We start from the raw sequence: 282 nt of genomic DNA on the forward strand, positions 1-282 counted from the left end.
AGATGTGTATAAGGAGACAGCGCCTTGACAGTAACGAAGAAGCATTATTTGGAAAAGAGTGGGGAAAGAAATAATATGACAAACACTAACAAAAAACAGTTACAGATTGAACTTGATTACACGCATTTGTGGAAGCTGCTTATTGATAGGCAGAAAAAGAAAGAGGACTTAAAACGTGATGCTGGAATATCATCAGCTTCCATAGCTAGAATTAGCAAAGGTGAAAACGTGAATACAGAGACACTACTACGCATCTGTCAATACCTGTCTCTTATACACACT

At 37.6% G+C, this 282-nt stretch carries 1 protein-coding gene; it reads left to right on the top strand.

Going from position 1 to position 282, the window contains the following annotated elements:
- Nucleotides 1-24: 24 nt before the first annotated feature.
- A partial coding sequence (locus BFS05_RS06605) for a helix-turn-helix domain-containing protein (RefSeq protein ID WP_258004300.1) occupies nucleotides 25-282 on the top strand: 258 nt, incomplete at its 3' end.

Origin of the sequence: Gardnerella coleohominis, assembly GCF_002896555.1 — a bacterium.
In the GTDB taxonomy this organism is placed as follows: domain Bacteria; phylum Actinomycetota; class Actinomycetes; order Actinomycetales; family Bifidobacteriaceae; genus Bifidobacterium; species Bifidobacterium vaginale_F.